The organism is Renibacterium salmoninarum ATCC 33209 (assembly GCF_000018885.1).
GTDB classification, from domain to species: Bacteria; Actinomycetota; Actinomycetes; order Actinomycetales; family Micrococcaceae; genus Renibacterium; species Renibacterium salmoninarum.
The window spans coordinates 2,889,871-2,910,278 of record NC_010168.1; the positions used below are offsets into that span (position 1 = coordinate 2,889,871).

At 55.4% G+C, this 20,408-nt stretch carries 16 protein-coding genes, 1 pseudogene and 1 riboswitch; of the genes and pseudogenes, 4 read left to right on the plus strand and 13 right to left on the minus strand.

The window, feature by feature from the left end; translation table 11 throughout:
- Positions 1 to 85: 85 nt before the first annotated feature.
- The 5 genes from rpmA to RSAL33209_RS14300 form a co-directional block, all read right to left on the minus strand.
- Positions 86 to 349, minus strand: a complete 264-nt coding sequence (rpmA, locus tag RSAL33209_RS14285; protein WP_012246604.1) for a 50S ribosomal protein L27 — start codon at positions 347 to 349, stop codon at positions 86 to 88.
- 31 nt (positions 350 to 380) lie between these two features.
- On the minus strand, positions 381 to 689 hold the full coding sequence (rplU, locus tag RSAL33209_RS14290) for a 50S ribosomal protein L21 (protein ID WP_041685877.1): 309 nt from the start codon (positions 687 to 689) through the stop codon (positions 381 to 383).
- 282 nt (positions 690 to 971) lie between these two features.
- Positions 972 to 1,376, minus strand: coding sequence for a thiaminase II/PqqC family protein (locus RSAL33209_RS18990; protein WP_012246606.1), 405 nt, complete (start codon positions 1,374 to 1,376; stop codon positions 972 to 974).
- A 49-nt stretch (positions 1,377 to 1,425) separates the two neighbouring features.
- Positions 1,426 to 2,478 (minus strand): bifunctional hydroxymethylpyrimidine kinase/phosphomethylpyrimidine kinase, encoded by a 1,053-nt coding sequence (gene thiD / locus RSAL33209_RS14295; RefSeq protein WP_012246607.1) that lies wholly within the window; start codon positions 2,476 to 2,478, stop codon positions 1,426 to 1,428.
- Positions 2,468 to 2,568, minus strand: a riboswitch (TPP riboswitch). (Overlaps the previous gene by 11 nt.)
- Positions 2,569 to 2,702: 134 nt before the next feature.
- Positions 2,703 to 5,618 carry an Rne/Rng family ribonuclease gene (locus tag RSAL33209_RS14300; protein WP_012246608.1) on the minus strand — a complete coding sequence of 972 codons (2,916 nt, stop codon included), beginning with the start codon at positions 5,616 to 5,618 and terminating at the stop codon, positions 2,703 to 2,705.
- A gap of 372 nt (positions 5,619 to 5,990) precedes the next feature.
- On the opposite strand from RSAL33209_RS14300, the gene RSAL33209_RS14305 reads away from it, so the two are divergent.
- Positions 5,991 to 6,677 carry a vitamin K epoxide reductase family protein gene (locus RSAL33209_RS14305; RefSeq protein ID WP_012246609.1) on the plus strand — a complete coding sequence of 229 codons (687 nt, stop codon included), beginning with the start codon at positions 5,991 to 5,993 and terminating at the stop codon, positions 6,675 to 6,677.
- A gap of 116 nt (positions 6,678 to 6,793) precedes the next feature.
- Here RSAL33209_RS14305 and trpS read toward each other — a convergent pair whose 3' ends face one another.
- The 6 genes from trpS to RSAL33209_RS14335 form a co-directional block, all read right to left on the minus strand.
- The gene (gene trpS, locus RSAL33209_RS14310) at positions 6,794 to 7,834 is read right to left on the minus strand and encodes a tryptophan--tRNA ligase (RefSeq protein ID WP_012246610.1); all 1,041 of its coding nucleotides are present in this window, start codon (positions 7,832 to 7,834) and stop codon (positions 6,794 to 6,796) included.
- Between the two features lie 244 nt (positions 7,835 to 8,078).
- A complete protein-coding gene (ndk, locus tag RSAL33209_RS14315; RefSeq protein ID WP_012246611.1) occupies positions 8,079 to 8,492 on the minus strand; it encodes a nucleoside-diphosphate kinase in 414 nt (137 codons plus the stop codon).
- 45 nt (positions 8,493 to 8,537) lie between these two features.
- Positions 8,538 to 8,999 carry a DUF4233 domain-containing protein gene (locus tag RSAL33209_RS14320; protein WP_012246612.1) on the minus strand — a complete coding sequence of 154 codons (462 nt, stop codon included), beginning with the start codon at positions 8,997 to 8,999 and terminating at the stop codon, positions 8,538 to 8,540.
- Between the two features lies 1 nt (position 9,000).
- Positions 9,001 to 10,356: a bifunctional folylpolyglutamate synthase/dihydrofolate synthase gene (locus tag RSAL33209_RS14325; protein ID WP_012246613.1), complete on the minus strand. Its 1,356-nt coding sequence runs from the start codon at positions 10,354 to 10,356 to the stop codon at positions 9,001 to 9,003.
- Positions 10,353 to 13,622, minus strand: coding sequence for an isoleucine--tRNA ligase (gene ileS / locus RSAL33209_RS14330; RefSeq protein WP_041685882.1), 3,270 nt, complete (start codon positions 13,620 to 13,622; stop codon positions 10,353 to 10,355). The genes RSAL33209_RS14325 and ileS overlap by 4 nt, the downstream gene beginning before the upstream one ends.
- Positions 13,623 to 13,902: 280 nt before the next feature.
- Positions 13,903 to 14,703 carry an SDR family oxidoreductase gene (locus RSAL33209_RS14335; protein WP_012246615.1) on the minus strand — a complete coding sequence of 267 codons (801 nt, stop codon included), beginning with the start codon at positions 14,701 to 14,703 and terminating at the stop codon, positions 13,903 to 13,905.
- Between the two features lie 109 nt (positions 14,704 to 14,812).
- Between RSAL33209_RS14335 and RSAL33209_RS14340 the strand changes: the two genes are divergently transcribed.
- Both RSAL33209_RS14340 and valS read left to right on the plus strand, forming a co-directional pair.
- Positions 14,813 to 15,424: a short chain dehydrogenase gene (locus RSAL33209_RS14340; protein WP_041685887.1), complete on the plus strand. Its 612-nt coding sequence runs from the start codon at positions 14,813 to 14,815 to the stop codon at positions 15,422 to 15,424.
- A gap of 129 nt (positions 15,425 to 15,553) precedes the next feature.
- The gene (valS, locus tag RSAL33209_RS14345) at positions 15,554 to 18,175 is read left to right on the plus strand and encodes a valine--tRNA ligase (protein ID WP_012246617.1); all 2,622 of its coding nucleotides are present in this window, start codon (positions 15,554 to 15,556) and stop codon (positions 18,173 to 18,175) included.
- Between the two features lie 86 nt (positions 18,176 to 18,261).
- On the opposite strand, the pseudogene RSAL33209_RS14350 reads toward valS, so the two are convergent.
- Positions 18,262 to 18,908: pseudogene (locus RSAL33209_RS14350) on the minus strand (mycothiol-dependent nitroreductase Rv2466c family protein).
- A gap of 30 nt (positions 18,909 to 18,938) precedes the next feature.
- Positions 18,939 to 19,598 (minus strand): TetR/AcrR family transcriptional regulator, encoded by a 660-nt coding sequence (locus RSAL33209_RS14355; protein WP_233494219.1) that lies wholly within the window; start codon positions 19,596 to 19,598, stop codon positions 18,939 to 18,941.
- 24 nt (positions 19,599 to 19,622) lie between these two features.
- Between RSAL33209_RS14355 and RSAL33209_RS14360 the strand changes: the two genes are divergently transcribed.
- On the plus strand, positions 19,623 to 20,393 hold the full coding sequence (locus RSAL33209_RS14360) for an SDR family NAD(P)-dependent oxidoreductase (RefSeq protein WP_041685889.1): 771 nt from the start codon (positions 19,623 to 19,625) through the stop codon (positions 20,391 to 20,393).
- Positions 20,394 to 20,408 lie beyond the last annotated feature (15 nt).

The following is a 20,408-nucleotide window of genomic DNA, read 5'->3' on the forward strand; positions in this document are numbered from 1 at the left end:
TCTATAATCTAGGACCAGCTTAAAACAGCGGTGGAGCGAGCCGTTCGGCCCGCTCCACCGCAAAAAATTGTGCTTAGTGCCGAAATTACTCGGCTGCTGCAGCTACAACGATGTTCACAACGCGGCGTCCGCCACGTGCGCCGAACTCAACTGCACCAGCTTCCAGTGCGAAGAGAGTGTCATCCTTGCCACGGCCAACGCCTGCGCCGGGGTGGAAGTGGGTGCCGCGCTGGCGGACGATGATCTCGCCTGCTTTGACGACCTGGCCGCCGAAACGCTTCACGCCCAAGTACTGTGCGTTGGAATCCCGACCGTTACGAGTCGAACTCGCGCCCTTTTTATGTGCCATTGTTTTTCCTGCCTTGAGTCTCTAAGGATGCTTACGCGATCGAGGTGACTTTGACCTTGGTCAACGCCTGGCGGTGGCCCTGGCGCTTCTTGTAACCGGTCTTGTTCTTGAACTTCTGAATGACAATCTTCGGACCACGGAGGTCTTCGAGGATCTCTGCCTTTACCTTGACCTTTGCCAGGTCTTTCGCATCCGAGGTGATCTTCTCACCATCAACCAGGAGAACAGCAGGCAGCTCAATGGTGCTGCCAACTCCACCGGGGACGCGGTTCAGGGTCACGAAGTCTCCAACGGAAACCTTCTCTTGGCGGCCGCCTGCGCGGACAATCGCGTAAACCACTGGGTAACTCACTTCTCTCGACGATAAAAAACTAAAGTTTGCGTGCGGAAACTGATTGCTTCCGTTCTCAGGATCTGCTTGTGCCACTCGCCGAGGGAATCTGAGCATCTTCGCTGTGATTTTCACTGCGAAAGACACGACCCAATAACTGCGTATGCACCGACAGTCCAGAATACGCCATGAAGCGCTGACACTGCAAATGCACGAACTTCTCGATACTTCGAATTAACTCAGTTTCACCAAGAGCTCGAATGGCTGCGCGGCGAACCGTGCCTGTCCATACTACCGGGCGCTGAGCGCGCTACCAAGCAGGGCGCGCTGTGCGTCGAAGAAATCCAGTTCATGCTGGCTCGCTTCGAAGAAAGCGTTCCGCATGGATTCCAGCGATTTAGGGCCCGCTACTGCGGCTGCCTGCTCCGCATATCGAATTGCTAACGCGGTAGAAGCGAAGAACTCTGCATCGGAATACGTTGCCAACCAAGCTGCATAGGGATGGTCATCTTTTACCGGTGCCAGCGCGGATAGCTCTGCCCCAACCCAGGCATAGAGCCAAAAACAAGGCAGCACGGCAGCTACTAAGGTGCCATAGTCGCTGGCGCTGGCAGCCAATAGATGATCAACGTATCGCTTGGTCACCGGGCCCTGTACCAGCTGCGCGGGATGCTCACGCAACCACGTCCGATGCATTTCCGACTCGACACTCTAGCGCGTTGGCGGCGCTCTTGGCCAAAAACAGCTACTCCCCTTCGGTGGGCGCAAGGGCGCTTGCTCTGGCTAAAGCGCGAGAGTATTCCTTCAAATAAAGTGCATCTTGCGCCAAATAGTAAGCAAAGTCACTTTCGGCCAGCTCTCCGGAGCGCAGATCTTTGATCAAAGGCAACGCCAGAATGCCGGCTCGGATCGGTTCGATCTCCTGCCACCAACTTTCAGTCACCGACGCCGTTTGCCATTGATGAAAATGATGGACCGGGCCGTATCCATTGCCTACGTTGAGCTCCGAACCCCTACGAATTGCGCCGTGCAGCCAGGTTGTTGCTCCCCGAAGACTTTCGTGCCAATTACCAACAAGCGCCTGGCGAGTAGCTATCGCAGCGGAGAGCGAACACCCGGTGCCGTGTGTGTTGTTCGTCTCAATTCGACGAGCTTCAAAGACAACCGGCGCTTCTCCGACCGATATCAGTGCATCTTTGACAATTTCATCAGTGAAATGTCCACCTTTAAGCAGCACCTTAGTGTCATATGCTGCGGCTAAATCGAAGGCCATCTGCACCGCGGTGGCCCAGTCCTTAGGTTCAGGTTTACCGAGCAAAGCGCCCATCTCCGGCAAGTTTGGCGTGATTAGATCAGCTTGGTGAAGTAAGCCTCGTAGCGCGATCTCCGCCGCTGGGTCCAATAGTCGAGCACCACTGGAAGCGATCATGACAGGATCTAAAACTACGAGTGGTGGCTGAGCCTTTCGAAGCCAAGCACTGACGGCGCCAATCACCGCGGCATCTGCCAACATGCCGATTTTGACGGCGTCGACAGTAATGTCTTCGCTAATTGCTTCAAGTTGGCTAACCAAGAATTCGATCGGTGGCACGTGCACCGCCCGCACTCCCCTGGTATTTTGCGCCGTCAGAGCGGCGATAACTGCCATGCCGTAACCACCATTGGCACCGATACTTTTCAGATCTGCTTGAATCCCAGCCCCACCCGCAGGATCCGAGCCGGCGATAGTCAGCACTCTGGGTACCTGCTTTGTGGGCACTGGTTCTAATAGCAAGTGGTTTGGCGTGAGCGGCAGCATCTGACATCCCTCCGCCGGTGCTAACCGGACAGGTTCAACGGGTATCGATTCTCAGCCTGCCCTCCTGGCCTGGCACCCCGTGTCAGCTCTTGAGTCTACCGTTCGCCACGGCAGTGCAGAATTCTCAGCCGTAGATTAGATCCGAGATAGCAAGAGCGCTTTGCGTTAGCCAGAAAACCTGTTTTCTGGCTAACGCAAAGCGCTCTTGCTATCTGAAATCGAGGTTAGAGCTCTGAAGCAGGAACCCCTACGCCCAGAATCATTGGCTCATTAGCCGCCGGCTTCTTCGATTCCGGATCAACCTTTGCCGATGGCGCCTTAGCCACTGGCACAGTTTTTCCACCGGCCGACTCGCCCTCAATTGACTGAATCTCGTTGCTGTTAGCAGCCCCCTGCGCACGTCCAGCGGCACGATGACGACGCGGTCGCCGAGAGCGCGATTTTGGCTCTGAATCTTCTGGAACAAGGTGATTGAAGACATCTGCAAGACCATCAAGAGTGAGCTCAGGCATATGCGGAGCGTCATCAACGTGCTCACCGCGCGGAATCTCCACCTTTTCACCACCGATAGTCAAAACGGCGGCGTCATGGCTTGCTTGCGGCTTAACAACGCTGTCAACTGCATCGATCGGCTCTTCACCGTCGTGCTCATGGGCAGCTTGCGCCGCGGCAGCAATATTGGCCAAAGCGGCCCTAGCAGCTGAAGCCTTCGCGGATTTCTCATCCTCGGTCAATTCCTCGGCCTCAGGCTCAACCTGATTCTGCTGGCGATTCCGATTACGCTTGCGCTCTCCACGACTTGGCCGCTGATTTTCGGCGCGCGGATTGTGTTGCTCCGCAGCGATCGTGTGCGTGGTCCGTCGGTGTTCAACTGGCTCTTCGTGTGTCACCACGCCGCGTCCAGCACAAGCTTCACACTGCTCGCCAAATACCTCGAGCAGACCGGTACCCATCCGCTTGCGAGTCATCTGGATCAACCCAAGCGAAGTCACTTCGGCCACCTGGTGTTTAGTGCGATCACGCCCCAGGCACTCCACTAGCCGCCTGAGCACTAGATCCCGGTTGGATTCCAACACCATGTCAATAAAGTCGATGACGATGATGCCACCAATATCGCGCAAACGTAGTTGCCGAACTACTTCTTCGGCGGCTTCCAAGTTATTCTTGGTCACCGTTTCTTCAAGGTTTCCGCCGGAGCCAGTGAACTTCCCAGTGTTAACGTCGACGACGGTCATCGCCTCAGTACGGTCAATCACCAAGGATCCACCAGAGGGAAGAAAGACCTTACGCTCAAGAGCCTTGGAGATTTGCTCATCAATCCGATGCGCAGCAAAAATGTCTTCGTTACTGGTCCACTTTTCTAGCCGGTCCACCAAATCTGGCGCTACGTACGTGACGTAAGCCTCCACGGTGTCCCACGCTTCCTCGCCGGAGACAATCAACTTGGCAAAGTCTTCGTTGAAGACATCGCGAACCACTTTGATCGTCAGGTGAGGTTCGCCGTACAGCATTTCCGGCGCAAGCGTCTTGGTCGAGGAAGCTTGTGACTCGATGCCTTCCCACTGCACACGTAAGCGATTGATATCGTGCGTGAGCTCCTCTTCACTTGCCCCTTCGGCAGCGGTGCGAACAATAACGCCAGCATTCTCCGGCAGATTGTCTTTGAGGATCCGCTTGAGACGATTCCGTTCAACATCCGGCAGCTTGCGCGAAATGCCCGTCATGGACCCGCCCGGAACATAGACCAGGTACCGACCTGGCAAAGAAACCTGGCTGGTCAACCGAGCACCCTTATGCCCAACCGGATCCTTGGTTACCTGTACCAAGACCGTGTCACCTGATTTGAGCGCATTTTCAATTCGACGCGGCGCACCGTCAAGTTTGGCGGCATCCCAATTGACTTCGCCCGCATAAAGGACCGCATTGCGTCCGCGACAGATATCTACGAACGCCGCTTCCATACTGGGCAAAACGTTTTGGACTTTGCCTAGGTAGACGTTGCCAATGAGCGAATCTTGTTGCGTTTTAGAGACGAAGTGCTCCGCAAGAATTCCATCTTCCAGCACACCAATTTGAATCCGTTCGTCCCGCTGACGAACCACCATGACTCGTTCAACTGACTCACGTCGAGCTAAGAATTCTGCCTCGGTAATGACCTGGCGACGCCTTCCCGTGTCACGAGACTCCCGTCGGCGTTGCTTCTTGGCTTCGAGTCGAGTCGACCCGCGCAACGACGTTACCTTGTTGGAAACATTCTCCGAAGGCTGCCGCGGTGCGCGCACCCGGGTCACCGTGTTGGGCGGATCATCCTCTCCGCCACCAGTCAGCTCTAGATCTGCGTCACCGCGGCGCCGACGTCGGCGCCGGCGTGAGACCACGCCGTCGCCTTCTTCTGTTTCGGTTTTTTCGCTAGATTCGGCTTCAGTTCCGCTGTCTTCTGCTGCCGCTTCAACAGCCCGAGGTTTCCGCGACCGTGAACGACGACGACGGGGGCCCGAGTCATCTAGCTCAGCATCTTCATCGGGTTCAGCGGCCACAACTGGCTCACGAACTACCGGCGCGAGTGAAAGGTCGGGGGCTTGAAACAACAACGACGCCGCTGAAGCCGGCACCGAGAACGGCGAAGCAAAGGGACTTGAAGTAACTTCCTCGGCTTGAACCGGTTCAGCCTCGACTACCGCAACCGAGTCAACCGGCTCGGCAGTCACTTCTGAGTTTGCTTCAACTACGGCAGGCTTAGTTGCGGCCCGGCGCGGGCTACGTTGCCGGGTCGTTTTCTTCTCGGCCAAGGGCAGTGCTGCGTTGGCATCTTGGGCTGCTACCGGTTCCAAACCGGCTAGCGTCGGTTGATCTATTGACGCTTCTGCAACTGCCTTTTTGGCCCTACTTGCCCTTTTGGGCTTCTTTGCTGCTTCTAGTTCTGAGACTTCTACGACCTCTTCAACAGCAACTTCTAGGGTTACCGCAGCGGCTTTGCCTCGTTTTGCCGGAGCTTTTTTCTCCGAGGCTTTTTTCTCAACCGGCTTTTTTACCGTTGCCTTCTTCTCAGCGGTCTTCTTGGCTGGGGATCGTTTTGCAGCAGTGCGCGATTCTGTCTCGGCAGCCTCATTTGTTACTGCTGCAGTTTCATCAATGTCCATTTATGGCTGTGCTCCATCCCGTGCAGCGCCGCCACATCCGACTCCCGCAAGGGCTTAAGTGCCAGCACCCGCAGGCGCCGACCGAAGTCAATGAATTACGTCCCGGGTGGCACCAACGCTTGGGTGCTGCATCGCCAGGTCGCCAACAGCAGGGATTCTCAACAACTGGCAACGGTGGATGCCGAATTTGTGGTTTTCTGGACCGAACAAACCAATCATCAACACCTGCTGGCAGGAGAACTTACTGTCGGACCGAACGTTGCATATGGATCAAAGTCCAGCCAAAAACATTGTCTCATACCGTCTCACTACCCTGTGGTATTGAGACGGTAACTGTGCGGCGACCTCAGATCGACAGGCTAGAATCGGGCCATGGACAAGCCGAAGATACCCGCCACCATCGATCCTCGACCTGCTAAAAGGTCCGATGAAGATCGGATCTCTGCTAGCTCAGCGCAGGAAAGCGCGCTCCCTTGGATCACCAGAAGCAAACCCTTCGCTGGCTTGCTCTTGGTAACTAGCCTGGTTGCTTTTATTGGCGCTTTTGCCTTGGTACTAGACAAGCTTGAACTGCTTGAAAATCCCACCGCGAAGCTCGGCTGCGACGTCAATGCCTTTGTCTCATGTGGCGCAGTCATGGGTAAATGGCAGGCCTCGCTATTCGGCTTCCCTAATCCTTATATCGGAATCGTCGGATTCGGCATAGTGTTCGCCATCGGAATGTCAATCCTGGCCGGAGCCAAATTTGCTCGATGGTACTGGATCTGCTTTCAGCTGGGTATCACACTCGCCATGGTTTTCATCGTCTGGTTTTGGTCTCAAGCGCTTTATTCGATAACTATCCTTTGCCCCTACTGCATGGTTGTTTGGGCGATGATGATTCCGCTATTCATCTGGACCACGATTCGGAATATGGTACACGGCATTATTCCGGCACCGGCCGGTCTAGTGAAATTCGCTACCAGTTGGGGCTGGACGATCGTGGTGTTGCTGTACTTGGGTGTTATCGCCAGCATCTTCTTCCGATTCATCAACCTTTTCGTCGCCAGCAACGGCTAGCGCCTCAGTTATGCCCTTCTGGGATGTATTTTCGGCTTGGGGATGGGACTTTTGCGGCGAAAGTCCCATCCCCAAGCCGAAAATACATCCCAGAAGAGTTGAGGGTGAGCACGGCTTCAGTAGGACATCCCCATTGCCTTTCGAACACGGTCCAACGCCTGTTCGGCGATAGCATTCGCTCGAGCGTTTCCGGTGGACAGAATCTGCGTGACGGCCTCCGGCTCTAATTCAAATTGCCGACGTCGAGCGCGGAACGGCGCAAAGTAATCGTTAACCGCTTCGATGGCCAGCTGTTTCAGCTTTCCAGCCCCAGAATCGCCCAATTGCTCCGCCAAGGTTTCCACCCCCAAGCCCAGACAAACAGCAGCTGTGTCCAATAAGGCCGAAATACCGGGCCGCGCTAACGGGTCATAACTAATCAGTCTTTGGCTATCTGTGGGGGTCTTACGAATGGTTTCAGCAGTTTCATCTGCCGATAGTCTCAGCGGAATGCTATTTCGATAGCTTTTGGACATCTTCCGCCCGTCAAGTCCCGGCAACTCCGGAGTCTGCGTCAGGATCGCTTCCGGGATGGGAAACACCTCAGAATATCTATCGTTGAAACGCCGAGCAATACTCCGAGTCAATTCAACGTGCGGCAGATTATCCTTACCTACTGGCACCAGATTTGCGCGGCAGAACAGGATGTCTGCAGCTTGATGGACTGGATACGTTAGCAACAATCCGCTCAAGGCGCGCCCCGAAGCGGCAGACTCAGACTTGACCGTTGGATTTCGGCGCAACTCAGCTTCGGTCACCAAACTCAAAAATGGCGATATCAGCTGATTGAGCGCCGGTACAGCCGAATGCGTGAATATTGTGCTCTGCTCGGGGTCCATTCCCGCCGCCAGATAATCCAAGACGACTTCGTGTACATTCTCTCGAATATCGCCAGCGGTGTCCCGAGCAGTGATCACTTGATAGTCGGCGATCACTACAATGATTTCGACGCCGAGTCGTTGCAACCGGGCACGCTCAGCCAAGCTACCAAAGTAGTGGCCTAGGTGTAACGGCCCGGTGGGGCGTTCGCCCGTGAGAACCCGGTAGTAGTCAGCATGCGCAACAACGTCTCGTGCCAATTGTTGGCTTCTAGCGGCCGTAATTTGGAACGAATCCATAGTGTCTTTCCTTTATTCAAGGACTACATCTACAGCCGTCTCAGGATGCCAACTAGATTCTGGGCATGAAAAAACGGGCTGCAATGCAGCCCGTCAGCAAAAAAGCGTGAACGATAAAGCGGGCTGCTAAGGCAGCCGCCGCCACTGGGTAAGGTTTGTGTTCACCCCTTCATTCTAACCTGAAATTGGGTGGACGTTGCGCAGCCAGGAACTTCAGCCACGCAACGTCCGCCCAACGAGCAATCTAAAACCAAATACCAATTTCACGTTCTGCTGATTCCACTGAATCTGAACCGTGCACCAAGTTCTGCTGCACTTTCAGTCCCCAGTCACGACCAAAGTCACCACGAATAGTGCCAGGAGCGGCAACGGTTGGGTCGGTGGCACCGGCTAATGAGCGGAACCCTTCGATAACCCGCTCACCTTTGAATATTGCCGCAACTACCGGCCCAGACAACATGAACCCAACCAGCGGCTCGTAGAACGGCTTGCCTGCATGCTCTGCGTAGTGTTCTTCGAGCTGCGCACGAGTCGCTTGAGTCCTTTTCAACTCAGCCAAGCGATAGCCTTTTGCTTCGATTCGGGCCAAAATGGCGCCGGAAAGGTTGCGGGCCACGCCGTCGGGCTTGACCAGAACAAGGGTGCGTTCGAGGCTCATAGATGTCTCCTGAAAATTGAAAATGGATTGAGTTCAGTCTAAGCGTTACAAGGAGTCACTAGACAAACCATCGGACTCCCCCGGGTGCTCCTTGTCCCATTGCAACTGATCTTGCTCGCGTTTGAGATTTTCTCTGTCCAGTCTCGCTCCTGTGCGCAGCGCGTACCACCAAGAGATGGCAAACAATGGGCCAATCACAAACATCATTGGCTCCAAGAAGCCGACGGCGATCAGCACCAGTTGCAAGATCCAGCCAAGCCAGAGTCCCCATTGTTTGGTGAGAAACGCACAAGTACCAATAAGCACCACGCTCAGCGCAATCCCGACAGTCAGGATTGCGATCGGAGAAATTTCTCTTGAACGCAGACCAAAAATCACCAAAGTGGCAAAAAACGCTACGAACCCTTCTAAGGCAAGCACCGTCGAGGCAAACATGACTTTGGTTGAACGGCGTTTCTTCGGGGTACCCGGCCGCCAGCCGCGTTGCGCCTTCGTCTGCCGCGCCATCCTATTCCTTGCCTAACAGGATTCGAGCCTCGGCCACAAGCGTGATCGAACCGGTTACTAACACGCCACCAGCCAAATCGTCGTTAGCCTCCGCCCGCTGCACAGCCCACTCCAGCGCGTCGTCGAGCTTTTCAGCGATGTGCACGTTTTCTTCTTCGAAACCCGCGTCCAAAGCCAATTCCGCCAGCTCTCCCGCCGGAATGGCTCGTGGAGAATTCGATTGCGTGAGGCAGATTTCCTCCGCATTTTCGCCCAACGAAGCGCGCAATTGAGTCAAGATCTCTAAGGCGTCTTTCTCACGCAAAATGCCAATGACCAAGACCAATTTGCTGAAGCTGAAGGCTTCGTCAATCGCCGCAACGGTAACTTTGATCCCCGCAGGGTTGTGCGCGGCGTCGACAATAACAGTAGGTGCGGTACGGACTACTTCAAGCCGACCCGGCGAAGTTACCTGGGCAAAACCTTCCTGGAGCACTTCCAAATCAAGTTCTTTGCTACCGCCGCCAAAAAACGCTTCCAAAGCCGCTACCGCTACCGCGGCGTTTTCTGCTTGATGTTCGCCGTGCAATGGCAACATCAGATCCGGATATCGCCCAGCAAGACCGCGCACGGTAAGAATCTGGCCGCCCACCGCAATCGATCGATCTTCTACGCCAAACTCAACGCCTTCGAAGCGATATTCAGCGCCTACCTCGCGAGCCTTTTCCAACAAGACCTGGGCAGCATCGCTTGGTTGCGCCGCTGAGACCATAAAGGCACCCGGCTTGATGATGCCTGACTTTTCCACGGCAATTTCTTCAGTGGTATCGCCGAGCAGCTCCGTGTGATCTAAGGAAATTGGCGTAATGACCGCCACCGCACCATCCGCGACATTGGTGGCATCGGTAATTCCGCCAAGCCCCACTTCGATGACGGCAATATCAACTGGTTCATCAGCGAAGATCGCGAAGCCAAGAATCGTCAGTGCTTCGAAATACGTCAGTCGTGGCTCACCGGCGGCATCCAGTTCGGCATCAACCATCTGCAGATAGGGATGAATCTCTTGCCAAATCCGCACAAAGGTCTCATTTGATACCGACTCACCGTCAATGCTGATCCGTTCGGTGACCGAGCTCAAATGCGGGCTAGTCAAGCGGCCAGTACGTAGATTGTGTGCGCGCATCCCGGACTCGATCATTCTGGCTGTCGAGGTCTTCCCGTTTGTACCGGTCAAATGGATCACCGGGTAAGCCTTTTGTGGCTCACCCAAAAGCTCCATTGCCCGCCACAACGGGGCCATCCGGGGCTCCATCTTGTTTTCTGGCGCGCGGCTCAATAGATCAGCATAAACACTTTCAACGGAAAACTCTTCGCTCATGCTTGCGCTCCTTCAACTTTCTCAAACGCACTGCGTGCCACAGTGATCAGCGTTTCTTCATCGCCAGGCACTAGCTCTAACCGCAGCGACAAAGTCTCCTGTCGCACCAGTTCTGCATTGACTTCCAGCGCATCGATGATTTCTTGCGGTGCACTGATCGTGGTGACAATCCGATCGCTGACCATCAAGTCTGCATCTTTTCGGGCTTGTTGGATGCTGCGCACCATATCCCGCGCAATGCCCTCCGCTTCAAGGTCAGCGGTAACTTCAGTATTCAGTACAAGGAATCCGCCCGGCAACAGGGCCACCGAGAAACTACCGTCATGGCTTTCGGATACCGCCGTCTCTAGGCTGTACTCGCCAGCCACTAAGGCGAGCCCGCCCGAGGTAACCACGCCGGCGTCGTCAACTGACCAGTCGCCATTCTTGGCGCCCTTGATCGCCAGCTGAACATCCTTGCCCAAACGCGGCCCGGCGGCCCGGGCGTTAACTGTCAGACGCTGCTCGATGCCAAACTCAGCAAGCGAAGCATCCGCCGCATCTTCGAATCGAACATTCTTCAGGTTCAGCTCATCCGCGATGATTTCGGCAAAGGGCAGCAAGGAAACCGCCGACGGCACGACGACGGTTAGCTCCTGCAGCGGTAACCGAACCCGAAGCTTGGCAGCTTTACGCAACGACGAGCCGACCGAACAAACCTGCCGAACAACTTCCATCGCTGAGACTAGCTCGGCATCGGCATGGAAATCTGCTGGCGAGGGCCAGTCAGAAAGGTGAACTGAGCGCTCACCAGTCAGGCCGCGCCAGATTTCCTCGGTGACCAGCGGCAGCAATGGCGCAGCAACTCGGCACAGTGCTTCTAATGCTGTGTAGAGCGCGTCGAAGGCGTCCTGATCCTCGTCGAAGAAGCGCTGGCGAGAACGTCGTACGTACCAGTTGGTCAGCATGTCCAGATAATCGCGCAAGGCGTCACAAGCATCAGAAATCTCGTAGCCGTCCAGCGCAGTGGTCATAGCTTCAACCATTGAGGCAGTGTTTGAGACCAAGTAGCGGTCCAAACTATCTTGATAGCCGTCGTAGCGGAGCTTGGCCACATAGCCTTCGCCATTATTTGCCGCGTTGGTATAGAGCGTGAAGAAGCTGTAAACGTTCCATAATGGCAGGATCACCTGACGAACGCCGTCACGAATGCCTTGTTCGGTGACCACCAGATTTCCACCGCGCAAAATGGGTGACGCCATCAAGAACCAACGCATGGCATCGGAGCCGTCCCGGTCCAAGACATCGTTGACGTCCGGGTAGTTTTGCAGACTCTTAGACATCTTTTGTCCATCTGAACCCAGCACAATTCCGTGGCTGATCACGTTCTTGAATGCTGGTCGATCAAAGATCGCGGTTGCCAAGATGTGCAACATGTAGAACCAGCCGCGAGTCTGACCGATGTACTCGACAATAAAATCTGCCGGGTGATGCGTGTTGAACCATTCCTCGTTCTCAAATGGGAAGTGCACCTGGCCATAGGGCATCGACCCGGAGTCAAACCAGACGTCCAGCACGTCTTCGACGCGACGCATCGTTGATTTACCCGTTGGATCGTCTGGATTTGCTCGGGTCAGTTCGTCGATGAATGGTCGGTGCAGATCTACATCGCCCGCAGTGTTTCGGGGCAGTCGGCCAAAATCAGCTTCGATTTCGGCCAATGAACCATAGACGTCAGTACGAGGGAATTCCGGGTCATCCGATTGCCAGACCGGAATCGGGCTCCCCCAATAACGGTTCCGACTGATCGACCAATCGCGCGCGTTAGCCAACCACTTACCAAATTGACCGTCTTTGACGTTGCCCGGAATCCAGTTGATTTCCTGGTTGAGCTCCAGCATCCGGTCTTTGAACTGAGTAACTTGAACGTACCAAGAGGAGACAGCTTTGTAGATGAGTGGGTTTCGGCAACGCCAGCAATGCGGGTAGCTGTGTTCGTAGCTGGCTTCACGAATCAATCGACCCGATTCGCGGAGCACTTTGATGATGGGCTTATTCGCTTCAAACACCTGGAGCCCAACAATTCCAGCCAGTGGGGTCTCACCGTTGACCGGGTTGCTAAACATTGGCAAAAAGCGCGCGCCTTCATCAACTGAAACGATCACCGGAATGCCGTGCTCTTCGCTGCTGCGCTGATCCTCTTCACCGTAGGCGGAGGCTTGGTGGACAACTCCGGTACCGTCGGTGATGGTCACGTACTCTTCAACTAGCACCTCCCAGCACGTACCAGTCCCCCACTTTTCGACGTCGGCGTAGTACTCCCAGAGCGGCTGATACTTCAGCCCGCCCAGCTCTGCGCCCTGGTAAAGCTTAACGACGGCGTCGGCAGCCGCTTCGGCGGATTCGAAACCGAGGTCTTTCGCGTAACCAGCCAAAAGCGCCTCGGCCAGCAGGTACTTTGATCCGGCGCTCTCGACGACCACATAGTCAATTTCCGGCCCAACAGCGACAGAGAAGTTGGTCGGCAGCGTCCAAGGCGTGGTGGTCCAAGCCAACATCTGCACGCCTTCAAGCTCGCCGCTCAAGGCATGTTCCGTTTTGGTGATAGGGAACGAGACCGTGACAGTAAGATCCTGACGCATCTTATAGACGTCGTCGTCCATCCGCAGCTCGTGATTAGACAGCGGCGTCTCGTCTTTCCAGCAATAGGGCAGCACCCGGAAGCCCTGATAGGTCAAACCCTTGTCATGCAGCTGCTTATAGGCCCAGATGACGGATTCCATGTACTCAACGTTGAGCGTCTTGTAGTCGTTGTCGAAGTCCACCCAACGAGCCTGGCGGGTTACGTACTCGCGCCATTCTTTGGTGTATTTCATCACTGACTCGCGGACCGCATCGTTAAACTTATCGATGCCCATGGACTCGATTTCTTGCTTCTCGGTCATGCCGAGCTGCTTCATCGCTTCGAGTTCAGCGGGTAGTCCGTGCGTATCCCAACCAAAGCGGCGCTCAACTCTGCGGCCGCGCAGCGTTTGATACCGGGCGACTAGGTCCTTGGCGTAACCGGTCAATAAGTGTCCGTAGTGCGGCAGACCGTTGGCAAAAGGTGGACCGTCATAGAAGACGAATTCGTTGCTGCCGTTTTCACCGGCCGGGCGAGCATCGATGCTCGCTTGAAATGTGCCGTCTTCCTGCCAATATTTGAGGATGCTTTCCTCAAGGCCGGGGAAGGATACATTTGCGGGCACGCCGCCACGGTCGGCGCTGGTCTTCGGGTAGTACGGCATCATGTCATCCTGCGGCTCGGATCCAGTATGCAAGGACGGCGTTTGCCCATGAGGACAATCTCCGCGGTACCACCTCGCTTGCGGGATCGTTGACATTCGCCAACGATCCCGCCGCTCTTTGCTGCTATGACGGGCTTACCCGTCCGGTTCTACTTACTTCGTTGCACTAGCTTCGAAGCGTTCTTCCGGAAGCTCACCGGTGATTGCCGGATCATTGCTGATAACAAATATCCTAACGCCTCTGCGGCTAAGCCAGCCACTCAGCGAGCCGAGTTTACCCTCAGGACTCCCTGATGACCTTATGTGCGGCAGCTTGCGCAACCGGTCGCATCACAATTTCGTCCAGATTGACGTGGTGTGGCAACGAAACCGCAAATCTAACGACCTCGGCAACATCTTCAGCCACCAACGGCGCAGTAACACCCTGGTACACCTTTTGCGCAGCCTCAGCGTCTCCGCTGAGTCGATTCAGCGCGAATTCTTCGGTCTGGACCATGCCCGGCAGAACTTCAATGACTCGGAGGTTGTGTTCGGCTTCCTCAAGTCGAAGCGCTTGCGTCATCGCTCGTTGTCCGAATTTAGCCGCGTTGTAGCCAGCTCCACCTTCATACGCGACGAGCGCCGCCGTCGAGGTCAAATTCAGTACCGTGCCTTTTCGCCCCTGGCGAAGCATCGGCAAAAAGGCCTTAATGAGGTTTAGCGTACCCAAAACGTTCGTGCGGAACATCCAGTCCCAATCTGCACTGTTTCCCGCGCCAACTCTATCCGCTCCTCTTGCGCCGCCAGCAATATCTATCAGTGTATCGATGCCCCCCGCGGCCGAAATCGTTGCCAACAGGTCCACGACCTCAGCGTCGTTGGTGATATCGACAGCCAACGGCACAACACCGGTCTCTGCTGCCAATTTTTCCAACCGATCAAGACGCCGCGCAACGGCAAATACAGTCCATCCTTGGCTAGCTAAAGCTCTGGCTGTCGCCTCACCAATTCCGGTGCTAGCGCCGGTAACTAGGGCCCGTCGAGCACCCTCGCCGGGCAAGTTTCCGGCAGCTGATCCATTTTGTCCATTTTGCTGATCCACAGCGCCAGCTTAGTCGGCTTTGGAATGAATTCTGGCTCAGTACGTTTGCGCAAAATGTTGCCGGCATCCCTTGCAGGCAGAAAATTCAGAGCTCACGAAGGAGAAGACATTGAGGATCTTATTGATCGGCCACACCGGAACCGTGGGATCGAATGTGGCGTCCACGCTTGCAGCACGAGGGCACGAAGTCCTTGGAGCCAGTCGAAAGACTGATCCTGCATTAGACATCTCAGATCAAGCTTCAATCGAAGCCTATTTTGCCGAGGCCAGGGCAAAGGGTGATTTATTCGATGCAATAGCAATCGCCAGTGGAAATGCACCATTCAAACCGCTTGCGGAGCTCAAAGCCGCAGATTTTGCAGTCGCGTTGGGCAGTAAAGGGCTGGGGCAGATTTCAATTGTTCAAGAAGCAACGAATTTGCTCGTTGATAACGGCTCCTTCACGCTCATCTCCGGAATCCTCAGCGAGCACCCGGTCCCCGATGGCATCGCCGCTTCCACCGCCAATGCAGTAGTTGACACTTTCGTTCGAACGGCCGCTGGTGCGCTCCCCCGCGGTCTACGAATCAACTCGGTTAGCCCAAACCTTTTGGCCGAATCGTGGCAGGCTTACGGACCGTCATTTCCTGGCTACACCGCGGTGCCAGCGCGGTTGGTCGCGGAGGCATATGTACGTTCCATCGAAGGAATAGATACTGGCCAAGTTCTCAAAGTCTGGTGAACCCTGGCGGCGGCCGACTGGCAGTTCCGCGTTGATGCACGTAAAAGCGCAAGCAACAGTTTGTAGCTCGCGATTCCGCGAGCACCCGGTTTTTAGCCGAGCAGCCCTCGCACATGGAACAATTGAGGCATGGCTGAAAACATATCGGGTACAGACACGCCCGCATCGACATTTGAATCCGGTTCTCGCAACGGAGTACCTGACAAACCAGTATTAGAAGGTTTGGAGAAAAAGCTCGCCGCACGCTGGCGTGAAGGTGGCACCTACGTCTTTAATCCCGAGACCAGCAGGTCCGAAGTTTTTTCAATTGATACTCCTCCGCCCACAGCATCCGGCTCGCTACACGTCGGCCATATGTTTTCCTACACTCAGACCGACGTCATCGCTCGGTTCCAACGCATGCGCGGAAAAAACGTCTTTTATCCCTTGGGTTGGGACGACAACGGACTACCCACTGAACGCCGTGTGCAGAACTTCTACGGCGTTCGATGCAATCCGGCGACTCCTTACGACCCTGATTTCACTCCGCCAGCAGAACCAGCAAAAAATGATCGCGACTTCATTCAAGTATCGCGCCGAAACTTCATTGAGCTCTGCGAGGAACTCGCGGTCGATGACGAGAAGATCTTCGAAGACCTTTTCACAACTCTTGGCCTCTCAGTCGATTGGAATCTGACCTACCGCACGATTGACGACGTTTCACGCGCGGTTAGCCAGCGGGCGTTCTTAGCCAACTTGGCTCGCGGAGATGCGTATATGGCCGAGGCGCCGACCCTTTGGGACGTCACCTTCCGCACTGCCGTGGCACAGGCAGAGCTTGAAGACCGTGAGCGGCCAGGCGCCTTCCACCGAGTAGCTTTCCACAAGCCCGACGGCGAACGCGTCTTCATCGAGACCACGCGGCCAGAACTGATCCCTGCTTCAGTGGCATTGGTTGCGCACCCTGACGACGTTCGCTATCAGGCGCTTTTTGGCACGACAGTCACCTCACCCTTGTTCGGCGTCGAACTCGAAGTGAAAGCGCACCCGCTAGCTAAACCTGATAAGGGCTCTGGGTTGGTTATGGTTTGTACGTTTGGTGACCTGACAGATGTCACCTGGTGGCGCGAACTTGACTTGCCCACGCGCGCCATTGTGGGCCGTGATGGCCGAATACTGGCTGACACGCCAGAATGGATTACCGGCGACGGCGTAGCCAACTATCAAGCGCTCGCTGGCAAGACTACTTTCAGCGCAAAAGAGACAATTGTTCAGCAGCTCCGTGAGAGCGGCGACCTCGACGGTGAGCCGAAACCGATTGTGCACGCGGTCAATTTCTACGAAAAGGGCGATAAGCCCCTTGAAGTAGTGACTAGCCGGCAATGGTATTTGCGAAATGGTGGCCGGGACGCTCAGCAGCGTGAAGCCCTTATTGAACGCGGCAAAGAGATTTCCTTCCATCCGGCGTTCATGCGCTCTCGCTATGAGAACTGGATCGAAGGCCTCAACGGCGATTGGCTCGTTTCTAGGCAACGTTTCTTCGGTGTACCCATTCCGGTTTGGTATCCGCTGGACGCTTCTGGCGAGCCCGACTACACCAATCCGATTCTGCCGGGCGATTCAGCACTTCCGGTTGATCCAGCGGCAGAACCTGCCCCTGGTTTCAATGAAGAGCAGCGTAATCAACCTGGTGGCTTCAGCGGAGATCCCGATGTCTTGGACACCTGGGCCACTTCGTCGTTGACTCCGCAGATCGTTGGCGGCTGGAGCCGTGACGAAAAGCTATTTAGCTCGGTCTTCCCATTTGACCTCCGTCCACAGGGCCACGACATTATTCGGACGTGGCTGTTCTCGTCGGCGGTTCGGGCGGATTCGCTGCAAGCAACTGCGCCCTGGCACAACGCGGCGATCTCCGGCTGGATTCTAGATCCGGATCGCAAAAAGATGTCTAAGTCCAAGGGCAATGTTGTTGTGCCTGATGCGGTTCTGCATGAATTTGGCGCGGACGCGGTTCGTTATTGGGCTGCATCTGCAAAGCTGGGCGCAGATACGGCCTATGAAATCGCCCAAATAAAAATTGGACGCCGACTCGCAATCAAACTTCTCAATGCTTCGAAATTTGTTTTGAATTTGGGCGCAACGGAAAGTAATGTCGTCAATTCGGCTGACCCCGTTTTGACCAACCCGCTGGATAAAGCGCTCTTGGCGCAGCTTGCCGATGTGGTCGATCAGGCGACCAAGGCTTTCGATTCTTATGACTATGCCAAAGCACTCCAGCTGACGGAGAGCTTCTTCTGGTCCTTTACCGACGATTACGTCGAGCTCATTAAGGATCGAGCCTATGGCGCGGCTGGCGATGCCGAAAAGGCCAGTGTGCTGGCCGCCCTGGCCACAACGTTGGATGCCCTTTTACGCCTGTTTGCGCCGTTCCTGCCCTTCGCGACCGACGAGGTTTGGTCTTGGTGGCGTAGCGATTCTGTTCACCGCGCACCATGGCCCACAGCAGTCAGGCTCGGTGAAGGTGACTTGAGCATGCTCGCCACACTTGGTTCGGCATTGAGCGGCCTCCGCAAGGCAAAATCCGAAGCAAAGGTGAAACAGCGTACCGAGGTGCTCAGCGCGACCGTTTCGGCACCGGCAGGGCAGCTCCGGCAACTTGAAGACGGCCTCGGAGATCTCAAAGCAGCCGCGAACGCGAAAACTCTGCTGCTAACAGAAGGCGACGAGCTGGCGGTCACTGGTGTCACCTTGGCCGAACCAGAAGAAGCGTAGCCGCCCGGCCAATAACTCGTGAAATGAAAAGTGCGCCCGACATTTAGTTGGGCGCACTTTTCATTTCACATTGAAGCGATTCGCTATTAGTCGAATTGCGGCGATTCAGTACGAGTCCGCTTGATTTCGAAGAAATACGGGAAGCTAGCCAAGGTCACCGAGGTATCCCACAACCGGCCAGCATCTTCGCCGCGCGGAATTCGAGTAATCACTGGGCCAAAAAGGCCGTACCGTTAAAAGCCACAACCGGCGTGCCAACCTCTTGCCCGACCGGTAAAATACCATTCTCATGGCTAGCCTTGAGCTCAGCATCATAAGTATCTTTGTGCGCGTATTCGGCAAGCTCAGCAGGCAATCCAGCGGACGCTAGGCCCAACCGAATGGCCTCATCATAGTCCTCAACGCCATTGTTATGGATTTGAGCGCCAATGGCATCGTAGAGCGGCTTCACTACCGCTTCACCGTGCAGCTGCTGCGCTGCAATAACCACGCGAGCTGGACCCCAGCCCTTGTCCATCAGGCCTTTGTATTTCTCCGAAAGGCCGTCACGCCCCGAATTCAGCACGGAAAGGCTCATCACGTGCCAATCCACCTGAATTCCGCGAACCTTTTCAACTTCGCCAATCCAGCGTGAAGTCACCCAAGCAAAGGGGCACAGCGGATCGAACCAAAAATCTGCTTTGGCCGGGTTGGACACATTTTCGCTGGCAGTTGCTACCGCGGTTTCAGTCATTGGATCTCCTTGTGAGGAACTCTGTCAGTTTCATAACGCATTGCTTGGCCCACGCATTCCTGCCCGCAGTCTCTCAAAGAGAACGTCCAGAATTGCTTCAAGATGCACAGTACTACCGGTGGTCCTCAGCACTACAGCGCCACCCTGCACACCAGCAACAAGCGCTGCCGATTCATGCTCGACGTCGACGTCCGCGGCCAGCTCTCCTTGGTCACGAAGCGCAATCAAGCCGCTGCGCAGATAGTCTTGCCATCGATTCAACAGCACCATCGAAACAGCAGCAGCGCCCGGAACCCGACCAATTTGGCTCATAAGCGAAGACAACGCACAGTTCGGGCCCTGCGCTCGATAGCGCCGAATCACTAGTTGTCGCCATGCTTCCCATGATTGCCAAGAATCAAGTTGACCAAAATGCGGCTGTTGTTCGTCAAGAACAAGTTGTGCCTCATACTCAGCGACGGCAAGAAACAGCTCTTCCTTGCCTGCCGGGAAATAATGAAACAACTGACTTTTGCTCGTTCGCGTCGCTGCAAGCACGTCGTCTAACGTGACCTCTCCGCCATGCTCACTCCGGATAAGTGCGGCCGCTCCCGCGATAATCCGGCCTCGCGTCGCAACACCTTTCGGCGTGAAGTTCGTCATTGCCGAGTTCATCAAGAAAACATATCCTTTTTGGACTTGCTGGTCCAAAAATCCCTTTCTAAGGTCATTTCCATGACACAACGATTAGCAGGCCAAACAGCACTCGTCACTGGTTCCACCAGCAATATTGGACGTTCCATTGCACAGAGGTTCGCCCAGGAGGGTGCGAAGGTCATAGTTTCAGGCCGTGACGGGATTAAGGGCTCTGCGGTTGTAGCGGCGATCCGCAGCGCGGGAGGTGCGGCATATTTCATCCAAGCCGATTTGGACGGCACCCCATCAGCTAGCAGGCTCTTGGCCGAGGAGGCGTTGGCCGCAGGCGGCGGTCGGATCGATATTTTGGTGAACAATGCGGGAATCTTTCCGCCAGCGACAACATCAACCACCGATGAGCCCACTTTTGACCGAGTGTATGCCGTGAATGTGAAAGCACCATACTTCTTGGTCCAAGCGCTAGCCCCGGTGATGACTGGTGCCGGAGGCGGCGTAATCATCAATCTCGGCAGCTGGGTGGCGCGGCTGGGAGTTTCCTCAGGGGCGCTCTATGCCTCAACCAAAGGGGCCATGGAGACGCTCACTAGGTCTTGGTCTGCAGAGTTTGCGAGCCAAAACATTCGAGTCAATGCGATCTCGCCCGGCGTCATTCGCACTCCGGATTTGGGCGATGCAGTCCATCCTGCTGAGTTCATGATGCACGGTACTCCCGCCGCAAAGACTGGACACCCTGACGACGTTGCTGCCGCAGCGGCCTACCTGGCTTCTGACGATGCAAAATTCGTACACGGCATTATTCTCGACGTCGACGGCGGTCGTACCGGGGTCGCCTTTATCGCAAAACCCTAATGGGTGCCCCGGTCT

What these genes read in the sequence shown, in the direction of transcription:
- rpmA (WP_012246604.1), bottom strand. Translation starts at nt 349, where the DNA reads ATGGCACATAAAAAGGGCGCGAGTTCGACTCGTAACGGTCGGGATTCC.
- RSAL33209_RS14305 (WP_012246609.1), top strand. Translation starts at nt 5,991, where the DNA reads ATGGACAAGCCGAAGATACCCGCCACCATCGATCCTCGACCTGCTAAA.
- RSAL33209_RS14360 (WP_041685889.1), top strand. Translation starts at nt 19,623, where the DNA reads ATGACACAACGATTAGCAGGCCAAACAGCACTCGTCACTGGTTCCACC.
- trpS (WP_012246610.1), bottom strand. Translation starts at nt 7,834, where the DNA reads ATGGATTCGTTCCAAATTACGGCCGCTAGAAGCCAACAATTGGCACGA.
- ileS (WP_041685882.1), bottom strand. Translation starts at nt 13,622, where the DNA reads ATGCCGTACTACCCGAAGACCAGCGCCGACCGTGGCGGCGTGCCCGCA.
- RSAL33209_RS14325 (WP_012246613.1), bottom strand. Translation starts at nt 10,356, where the DNA reads ATGAGCGAAGAGTTTTCCGTTGAAAGTGTTTATGCTGATCTATTGAGC.
- RSAL33209_RS14320 (WP_012246612.1), bottom strand. Translation starts at nt 8,999, where the DNA reads ATGGCGCGGCAGACGAAGGCGCAACGCGGCTGGCGGCCGGGTACCCCG.
- RSAL33209_RS14300 (WP_012246608.1), bottom strand. Translation starts at nt 5,618, where the DNA reads ATGGACATTGATGAAACTGCAGCAGTAACAAATGAGGCTGCCGAGACA.
- valS (WP_012246617.1), top strand. Translation starts at nt 15,554, where the DNA reads ATGGCTGAAAACATATCGGGTACAGACACGCCCGCATCGACATTTGAA.
- ndk (WP_012246611.1), bottom strand. Translation starts at nt 8,492, where the DNA reads ATGAGCCTCGAACGCACCCTTGTTCTGGTCAAGCCCGACGGCGTGGCC.
- thiD (WP_012246607.1), bottom strand. Translation starts at nt 2,478, where the DNA reads ATGCTGCCGCTCACGCCAAACCACTTGCTATTAGAACCAGTGCCCACA.
- RSAL33209_RS18990 (WP_012246606.1), bottom strand. Translation starts at nt 1,376, where the DNA reads ATGCATCGGACGTGGTTGCGTGAGCATCCCGCGCAGCTGGTACAGGGC.